Origin of the sequence: Kitasatospora sp. NPDC059817 (assembly GCF_042731835.1) — a bacterium.
Classification (GTDB): domain Bacteria; phylum Actinomycetota; class Actinomycetes; order Streptomycetales; family Streptomycetaceae; genus Kitasatospora.
The window spans coordinates 1-4,592 of the sequence record NZ_JBHWIR010000333.1; the positions used below are offsets into that span (position 1 = coordinate 1).

At 74.8% G+C, this 4,592-nt stretch carries 2 protein-coding genes, 1 pseudogene and 1 riboswitch; of the genes and pseudogenes, 2 read left to right on the top strand and 1 reads right to left on the bottom strand.

The features are described 5' to 3' along the window. Positions 1-239 (bottom strand): annotated as a pseudogene (locus ACFV61_RS34645) (manganese transporter); the annotation flags it as partial. 356 nt (positions 240-595) lie between these two features. Beyond that, positions 596-773, bottom strand: a riboswitch (M-box (ykoK) riboswitch). 169 nt (positions 774-942) lie between these two features. Between ACFV61_RS34645 and ACFV61_RS34650 the strand changes: the two are divergent. Beyond that, a complete protein-coding gene (locus ACFV61_RS34650) occupies positions 943-1,809 on the top strand; it encodes an ABC transporter ATP-binding protein (RefSeq protein WP_380496077.1) in 867 nt (288 codons plus the stop codon). After that, positions 1,806-4,556 carry an FtsX-like permease family protein gene (locus tag ACFV61_RS34655; RefSeq protein ID WP_380496078.1) on the top strand — a complete coding sequence of 917 codons (2,751 nt, stop codon included), beginning with the start codon at positions 1,806-1,808 and terminating at the stop codon, positions 4,554-4,556. The genes ACFV61_RS34650 and ACFV61_RS34655 overlap by 4 nt, the downstream gene beginning before the upstream one ends. Positions 4,557-4,592 lie beyond the last annotated feature (36 nt).

Here is a 4,592-nt window from a genome sequence, read left to right on the forward strand (position 1 = left end):
TGCCCCGCCTGCCCGTACGTCGAGAAGGCGCCCGCGTCGTTGTCGCCGACCATCACGATCAGGCCGGGGCCCACGATCGCCAGCAGGGTCTTGAGTCTTGCGGACAGGCCGTGGCGCGGCGTGGTGTCGTCGAGCCGGATGGTGCCGAGCGCACCCCTGATGTCGCCGACGTGGGCGTCGTCGAGCACGGCGGTGCGGCTGGTGGTGGGGACCTTCGGGTCCAGCATCACGTTGGTCATGGCAGGGCCTCCCTGCCCCCTTCCTTGAGGGGGCGACAGGGGGCACGCAGCAGCGATCCTCCCTGCGAGCGCACGGCGTCGGACCGCACGGCGGCGCTGAGCGGCGGCGGCCGTGAGGGCATGACGGAGCGTCAGACGTTGTGCGTCGGGGCGCGGTTGAGCGCATGACGCAGCGTCAGGTGAACGCGCAGGGAAGGTTGTTACCGCGTGCCAGAGGTGATCGAGAGCATGCGGGGGTAGGGGCGACTATGGCCCGGACTATCGCAGTCCATGTCTCTCGCCTCCTCCCGGTCGGGGGTGCACCGTCTGTGCACCGCATCGCGACACGGCAAGGAGCGGACCAGCCCTACGGGACCGGCACACCCCAACTCGTCAGAGCTTTGGCACTCCACGGCGTGTCCAGCCCGGTCGGGCCGGAAGCCACTTCGGATCAACCCTTAGGTCGGGAAGATCTGTCCTAACCCTGGGCGTCTCTCGACGTCGTCGGATCAGTGGCCTGTGTCCGTGAAGAAGCCTCACCGAACGAGGTGCCTTCTTCAAACCTCGTCAAGCATAGACCCTCCCTTTCACCCGGATAGCGGCGTCTCGACCGAACTTCGACAGCTTTGTAGAAGCTTGACCAAACCCACCCCTCGACGTGCACCCCCATCCGGCATATATAGTTCACCGACATATGCAGCTCAACAGCTCACGAGGGGGAAGTGTGTCCCACAGCGATCCGACCCGATCCGCACCCGTCCTGCACCTGGCCAACGTCACCCGGGTGCACGGGCGGGGCGCCGCCGAGGTACACGCCCTGCGCGGCGTCGAACTGGCCGTCCACCCCGGCGAGTTCGTCGCCGTCATGGGCCCGTCCGGCTCCGGAAAGTCCACCCTGCTGACCCTGGCCGGCGGACTCGACGCGCCCAGCGAGGGCGAGATCCTGGTCGAGGGCGTAGCGCTCGGCGGCCTCAGCCGCGGCCGGCTCGCCGACCTTCGGCGGCGCTCCATCGGGTACGTCTTCCAGGACTACAACCTGATCCCCGCCCTCACCGCCGCCGAGAACATCTCGCTCCCCCGCGAACTCGACGGAGTCTCCGGACGCACCGCCCGCCGCGAGGCGCTCGCCGCCCTGGAGGAACTCGGCATCGGGGAACTCGCCGACCGCTTCCCCGACGACATGTCCGGCGGCCAGCAGCAGCGCGTCGCCATCGCCCGCGCGCTGATCGGCGAGCGCCGGCTCGTCCTCGCCGACGAACCGACCGGCGCCCTCGACTCCGCCACCGGCGAGGCCGTGCTCGCCGTGCTGCGCGCCCGCTGCGACGCCGGGGCCGCCGCGATGATGGTCACCCACGAGGCCGCGCACGCCAGTTGGGCGGACCGGGTGGTCCACCTGAAGGACGGCGCGGTCGACTCCGAGAGCCACGGGCGGCGCACCGGCAAGCGCCGGCTGACCACCGAGCCGCTCAGCGCCCCGGCCGACGGCTACGGCCACGCGGCCGACGGGGCCGGGCACTCGACCACCGGCACCGGCCACACGTCCGGCGACTTCGGCCACGCGGCCGGCGGCTTCGGCGAGGTGACCCGATGAGACTCGGCGCCTGGAAGGTCGCCCTGCGCATCGCCCGCCGCGACGCGCTGCGCGCCAAGGGCCGCAGCGCCCTGATCGTCGCCATGATCGCGCTGCCCGTCCTCGGCGTCACCGGCGCAGACGTCGTCCACCGCAGCGGGCAGCTCACCCCGGCCGAACGGGTCGAACGGGTGCTGGGCGGGGCGGACGCCCTGGTCACGTCGCTCGCCCCCGGCCGGACCGTCGAGCAGGCCCCGGTCGCCGAGGACGGCGCCTTCGCGGTCCAGCCCCGCCCCGGGCAGCCGCCCACGGCCGAGCAGCAGAAGGGCGCCGGCACCGACCCCGTCGCCCTGGTCACCGGGCTGCTGCCACCGGGCAGCGTGCTCACCTCCGCCCGGCAGGGCCCGGAGACCGGCGCGACCTCCCCCGAAGGCCTGGTCCGCGCCCTCACCACCGAGGCCGACCTCGCCGACCCGCTCTGGCACGGCCGGCTCGACCTGGTCGACGGCCACGCCCCGGGCAGCCCGCGCGAACTGGCCGCCACCCGGGCCTTCCTCGACAACTCCGGGCTGGCCGTCGGCGGCACCACCACCTTTCCCGGCCTGGAGCGGACCACCTTCACCATCACCGGCGTCGTCGAGCACCCGGACGACCTCCGCCGGGTCGAACTCGTCGCCCAGCCGGGCGCGTTGCTGAGCCAGCTCGCCGCCGCCACGCCTCCCGGCAGCCCGGCCGCGGCAGCGCCGGAGCCCGAACGCGGCGCCTGGCTGGTCCGGCTCCCCGCCGGGGCCACCCTCGACTGGGCCAAGGTCCAGGAGTTCAACGCCCACGGCTACACCCTCACCGCCCGCTCGGTCGCGCTCGCCCCGCCGCCGCGCGCCGCCGTCCCCTACTACCGGGACGCCTACCGCTCCTTCGGCCCCTCCGCCGACGACAACACCAAGGTCGTGGTGGCCACCGTCACCGGCATGGGCCTGCTGGAGGTCGCCCTGCTCGCCGGCCCCGCCTTCGCGGTCGGCGCCCGCCGCTCCCGCCGCCAGCTCGCGCTGCTCGGCGCCGCCGGCGGCCGGCGGACGCACGTCGGCGCGGTGGTGCTCGGCGGCGCCCTCGTCCTCGGCACGGCCGGGGCCGTGGTCGGCGTGGTCCTCGGCGGCGGCCTCGTCGCCGGGCTGCGCCCGTGGATCGAACGGGCCGGCGGCGCCCGCTTCGGGCACTTCGCCCTGCCGCCACTGGACCTGCTCGCGATCGGCGGGATCGGCCTGCTCACGGCGCTCCTCGCGGCCGCGCTGCCCGCCCGGCAGGCCGCCCGCAGCAGCGTCACCGCCGGACTCACCGGCCGGGACACCGTCCAGGCCCCGAACCGCTGGGTCACCGTGCTCGGTGTGCTGCTGCTCGCCGCCGGCGCCGCCCTGGCCCTGTACGGCGCGAGCGCGGTGCAACACGGCGGCGTGCCCGTCGTCAGCACCTACGACACCCGCACGCTGACCGTGCTCGGCGGCTCCGTCATCGCCGAACTCGGCCTGCTCGCCTGCACCCCCGCACTCGTCGCCCTGCTCGGCCGGCTCGCCAAGCGGCTGCCGCTCGGCCCCCGACTCGCCCTGCGCGACTCCGCCCGGCACCGCTCGCGCACCGCGCCGGCCGTCGCCGCCGTGATGGCCGCCGTGGCCGGGGCCGTCGCCATCGGCGTCTACAGCACCAGCACCGACGCCGAGAACCGCCGCGACTACCGGCCGCAGGCCCCGTACGGCGCCGTGCAGCTCCTCTCCACCGCCGACGGACCGCAACTCGACGGCCTGCGCGCCGAGGTGGGCAAGCAGCTGACCGACCTGGGGCCGCGCGCCGACCTCGGCGAGGCGGTGTACCAGTTCTGTGCCAACTGCTCCAGCACCGTCCAGCTCAAGGGCACCGTGAACTGGCGCACCGCGTCCGGCCCGCCGCACCTGGCCGCCGGGGACGCCGCCATGCTCCGCACCCAGTTCGGCATCCACGACCCGGCCGCCGAACAGGCCCTGGCCGCCGGGAAGATCCTGGTCTTCGACCGCGCCTTCCTCGCCGGCGACGGCCGGGCGGTGCTCCAACTGCGCGGCAGCTCCGGAGCGCCGCTCCAGCCCGGCGAGGTCCCCAAGCCCGACCTCCAGGAAATCCCGGCCGACGCCGTCCTGGTCGAGAACCCGAACGCCGCCCGCTTCGCCCAGGGCCTGATCCTGCCCTCGGCGCTGCCCAAGCTCCTGCCCGGGCTCGCCGCGAGGCCCACCGGCGCGATCTGGGTGCCCGCCACCCCGCCCGACCGCAAGGCCCAGCAGCGTGCCGAGGCCTCCGTGGTCCGGCTCGACCGGGCCGCCCAGCTGGAGGTCGAGCGCGGCTTCCAGCCCCGCGGCGACGCCCTCACCCTGGCCCTCAGCGGCTTCGCCGGGCTGGTCGTCCTCGGCGCCGCCGGCATCGCCACCGGCCTGGCCGCCGCCGACTCCCGCCAGGACCAGGCCACCCTGGCCGCCGTCGGCGCACCACCGCGGATCCGCCGCACCATGGCGGGGCTGCAGTGCGCGATGATCGCCCTGCTCGGGGCGCTGCTCGGGGCGGTCAACGGCTTCGTCCCCGCGGTGGGCCTGCTGAAGTCCCGGGCTAGCGGGTTCGGCGGCCACCCGGCCCTGATCACCGCCCCCTGGGGCCAGCTGCTGCTGGTCGTCCTGGTGCTCCCGGTGCTGGCGGGGCTGCTCGCCGCCCTGCTGACCCGCTCCCGCATCCCGATGGGGCGGCGGCTGTCCTGATCCCCGGCGCACGCCGAAGCCCGCCCTCCGAAATGG

Bases quoted from the DNA above. Each gene is read 5' to 3' on its own strand.
- ACFV61_RS34655 (WP_380496078.1), top strand. From the start codon at position 1,806: ATGAGACTCGGCGCCTGGAAGGTCGCCCTGCGCATCGCCCGCCGCGAC.